The following is a 4,436-nucleotide window of genomic DNA, read 5'->3' on the forward strand; positions in this document are numbered from 1 at the left end:
CCCCGCTCACCGGTGCCGGCACCGGTGAGCGGGGCGCCTGCCGCTGCGCACGGCCCGTGGCGGCAGCCGTGGATGCCGGTGTTCTCCGTGCCCCGCGCCCGCCCACCGGCACCGGCCGGGCCGCGGGGCGGGGTCCGGCACCTGCCCCGCTGCCGCACGGGCGCGGGGGAACCCCTCGCGGTGCACCGCCCTCCGCGGCGGCCGGCGTCCCGCGCGCCGTACGGCCGCACGCGTACCACCGGCGCCGACCGGGCCGTAGACGCGAGGGCCGGGCATGCACCCCCGCTGCCTCAGGACGTGAGGCCCCCGGCAGGCTGCCGTCGCCCGCCGCCGTTGTCCGCGAACGGCCGTGCGCGGCCGGCTCCCACCGCTCGGCGGCGTGCCCGCGGCGGCAGCCGGCCCGCGCCGGGCGCCCCGCTCACCGGTGCCCGCGCCGCGGTCCTCCCGATGCCGGGGCGGGGCGGCCGACACCTGCTCACGACTTCACCGACCCCGGCGTCAGTGGCTTCTCCAGGGGTTCCCGAGCGGCCCCGCGTAAGTTCCCCCGGGCGGCGGAGAGCACGGATTCCTGCGGAATCAATGACCGGCGCAGACTACTTGGAGTGTTGATGTCCCGAGGCACTGAGGCGGAAAAGCTGTACTTGGCCATCGAGGAGGCGGCCCGGCTGGTGGGGGCGTCCTTCTCGCGTGACACGGTCTGGCCGGTCCTGGAGGCGTTCCGTGACGCGCTGACGGACGGTGCGATCATTTTCAGCGCGCAGCTCAACGCGGGCCGGGTGGGCGAACTCGAGTACACCGTGCAGGTGTCCCCGGGGGACCTGGGCCCGTATGCCCGGGCGCTGGCCGGCGGCCTGCTCCCGCCGACGGACCATCCCGTCGCCGCGCTGCTCTCGGACATCGAGGAGCGGATCGCCGTCGACGACTACTTCATCGACTGCGGGGTCGCCGACGGCTTCAAGAAGATCTACGCGCAGTTCCCCGGCCATCTGCAGAAGGTGGCGGAGTTCGCCCGCATCCCCTCGGTGCCGGACTCGGTCGCCGCCAATGCCGCGCTCTTCGCCCGCCACGGCCTGGAGGAGGTGGCGCTGGTCGGGATCAACTACCGCAGCAGGACGCTGAACCTGTACTTCCAGCTGCCTCCCGCCGTGGCCGGCGCCCTCGACCCGCGCACCGTCCTGTCCCTGCTGCGGGAGATGGGGCTGCCCGAGCCCGACGAGCGGATGCTGGCGTACGCGTGCACGGCGTACCGGGTCTACGCGACCCTCGGCTGGGACTCCCCGGACATCCGGCGGATCTCCTTCGCCCCCGTGCCCTCGCCCGGTCTTGACCCCGCGGCGCTCCCGGCCCGGCTGGACCCGCGCCTGGAGCACTTCGTCAGGAGCGCCCCGTACACGTACGCCGGGGAGCCGGTGAACGCCTCGGCGGTCAAGTGGTCGCCCGGCGGGGACCATCTCGACCTCGCGGTGTACCACCAGATCTCGCCGCTGCTGCTGAAGGTGTTCACCTCCCACGCCCGCCCGGTGCGGCCCGCCTGACCCGCGCGATTGCCGGCATCCGCCCCTGTTCCGCCCCGTGTTCCGCCGGCTCCGGGCAGCGGCCGCCCGCGGCCATGTCACAGCACCACCCCCGTGTCTCGTCCTAAGGGGCGAGGCCCCAAGGCCCGTTCGCCAACAACGCCGGAACACGGAACAAGGAGAAGATGATCATGGCAGCACAGAGCGCAGCCGCCGCGGCTGGGCCGAGCACGGGGGCGGCCGCGGACGCCCGGCGGCGGTGGCTGATCGGCGCCGTCATCTGCACCGCCTACCTGATGGTCGGCCTCGACCTGACGGTCATGAACATCGCGCTTCCCTCCGCCCAGCGGGCACTGGACTTCAGCAACGCCGACCGGCAGTGGATCGTCACCGCCTACGCGCTGCCCTTCGGCGGTCTGCTGCTGTTCTGCGGGCGGCTGTCCGACCTGATCGGCCGCAAGCGGGCCTTCCTGATCGGCCTGCTGGGCTTCGCGGCCGCCTCCGCGGTGGGCGGCGCCGCGACCAACTTCGAGATGCTGGTGACCGCCCGCGCCTGCCAGGGCGCGTTCGCCGCCCTCCTCTCGCCCTCCTGCCTGGCCCTGCTGGCCACCACGTTCACCGACCCCAAGGAACGCGCCAAGGCCTTCGGCGTCTTCAGCGGGGTCGTGGCCAGCGGCTCGGGCGTGGGCCTGATCATCGGCGGCGCGCTGACCTCCGGCCTGAGCTGGCGCTGGTGCATGTACGTCAACCTGCTGCTCGCCGCCGTCGCGTTCTTCGGGGGCATGGCGCTGCTGCAGGACCAGCCCAAGTCGGGTGCCCGGATGGACATCCCCGGTGTGCTGCTCGCGTCGGTCGGCATGTTCGCGGTGGTGCTGGGCTTCTCCAACGCGCACAACGGCTGGGGCGAGACCTCGACCTGGGGCTTCCTGGCCCTGGGCGCCGTCCTGCTGGTCGCCTTCGCGATCTGGCAGACCCGCGCCGCGCACCCGCTGCTGCCGCCCCGGATCGTGCTCAGCCGCACCCGCGGTGCCGCCTACTTCACCGTGCTCCTGGTCGGCATCGGCTTCTTCGGCATCCTGATGTTCCTCGTCTACTACATGCAGACCATCCTGGGCTACTCGGCGATCACCTCCGGCTGCGCCCTGCTCCCGATGATCGCGATCACCCCGGTGGGCACCAGCGTGGGCGCCATCAAGCTGCTGCCCAAGTTCGGCCCGCGCCCGCTGATCACCGGCGGCCTCCTGATCAGCGCCGCCGGCATGGCCGGCCTGACCCGCATCGACGCCAACTCCGCCTACGCCAGCCACATCCTGGGCCCCGTCCTCCTGGTCGGCATCGGCATGGGCCTCATCTACGGCGCGGCGCTGAGCGCGGGCACCTCCGGTGTCGCCCCCCAGGACGCGGGCATCGCCTCCGCGGTCATCAGCACCGGCCAGCAGCTCGGCGGCGCGATCGGCACCGCCCTGCTCAACACGATCGCCGCCACCGCCGCCACCGACTGGCTCGCCACCCACGCACAGGGCCGGCCGACGGTGCAGGAGATGCACCTGGCGTCGATCCACGGCGACATCCGGGTGTTCTGGTGGTGCACCGCCCTCCTCGTCCTCGGCGCCGCCGTCTCCGCCCTGCTGCTGCGCGGCGGCCCCCTGCCCGCCCCGGCCGCACCGGCCGCCAAGCCGTCCGAACAGGCCGAAGCGGCCCGCTCCTGACCACAGCACCACCCTGCGGGCAGCTTCCGCCCGGCCGGCCGCACCCGGGTCACCCCCCGGGTGCGGCCGGCCCTTCCGGCGTGTGCCGGTGTCCCGCTCAAGACCCGCTACAGCCGCGCTCGAACGCCCCCGGACCGTACGGGACGTGCCCGCGGGCCGCCCCTAGGGTGGAAGCGCCCGGCACCGGACCGGATCCACGCCGGGATCCACGCCGGGATCCGCGCCGGGGTCCATGCCCGGGTCCACGCTCGGCTCCACGGGAGGAGATCGCGGTGAGCCGGATCGACGAGTTCGAGGAACTGCGCTCCCTGCTGTTCTCGATCGCCTACCGCATCCTGGGCAGCGTCAGCGAGGCCGAGGACGCCGTCCAGGAGACCTGGCTGCGCTACGACGCCTCCCCGGCCCGCCCCGCGTCGCCCAAGTCCTTCCTCTCCGCCGTGGTCACCCGCATCTCCATCGACGTGCTGCGCTCGGCCCGGGTGCGGCGCGAGCAGTACGTCGGGCCGTGGCTGCCCGAACCCCTGCTCACCGACCCCTACGAGGACCCGGCCCGCTCGGCGGAACTGGCCGACTCCGTCTCCATGGCGGCGCTCATCCTGCTGGAGCGCCTCAGCCCCCTGGAGCGGGCGGTGTTCGTGCTGCGCGAGGTGTTCGCCTTCGACTTCCCCGCGGTCGCCTCGGCGGTCGGCCGCTCGCAGAGCGCCTGCCGTCAGCTCGCGGTGCGCGCCGGTGCGCGCCCGCCGGCACATGGCCGCCGAGCGCCCCCGTTTCGAGGCCGACCGCCGTGAGCGCGACGAACTGGCGACCCGTTTCTTCTGCGCGCTGCGCGAGGGCGACGTGGAGGGCCTGCGCGAACTGCTGGCCGCGGACGCGCAGATGGTCGGCGACGGCGGCGGCAAGACCCCGCAGCTGGCCAGGGCCGTCAGCGGCGCCGGCAACACCGCCCGTCTGCTGGCCTCGGTCGTCCCGGCCCTGGTGCGGGTGGAGGTGACGCTGGAGCCGCGCGAGATCAACGGCCAGCCCGGCGCGATCTTCCGCGACCGCGACGGGAGGGTCCTCACCGCCTGGACCCTGGACGTCCTGGACGGACGGATCCAGACGATCCGCTCGGTGACCAACCCCGACAAGCTCGCCCACCTGGGCCCCGTCGCCGACGCCTGGGCCCTCAGCCGCGAGGCGAACCAGGCCCGCCGCACCCCCCACTGACCACCCC

The 4,436-nt window shown here is 73.9% G+C and carries 2 protein-coding genes and 1 pseudogene; all 3 read left to right on the forward strand.

The genetic code is table 11. The features are described 5' to 3' along the window. Nucleotides 1-608: 608 nt before the first annotated feature. The 3 genes and pseudogenes from JHN63_RS48925 to JHN63_RS48935 all read left to right on the forward strand — a co-directional run bounded on the left by JHN63_RS48925 (nucleotide 609) and on the right by JHN63_RS48935 (nucleotide 4,429). Entirely contained in the window at nucleotides 609-1,535 is a 927-nt protein-coding gene (locus JHN63_RS48925; RefSeq protein WP_200691600.1) for an aromatic prenyltransferase, read from the forward strand. 170 nt (nucleotides 1,536-1,705) lie between these two features. Beyond that, nucleotides 1,706-3,223, forward strand: coding sequence for an MFS transporter (locus tag JHN63_RS48930; protein ID WP_200691601.1), 1,518 nt, complete (start codon nucleotides 1,706-1,708; stop codon nucleotides 3,221-3,223). A 272-nt stretch (nucleotides 3,224-3,495) separates the two neighbouring features. Beyond that, nucleotides 3,496-4,429 (forward strand): annotated as a pseudogene (locus JHN63_RS48935) (RNA polymerase sigma-70 factor). Nucleotides 4,430-4,436 lie beyond the last annotated feature (7 nt).

It is taken from the genome of Streptomyces sp. MBT65 (genome assembly GCF_016612545.1).
Lineage (GTDB): Bacteria > Actinomycetota > Actinomycetes > Streptomycetales > Streptomycetaceae > Streptomyces.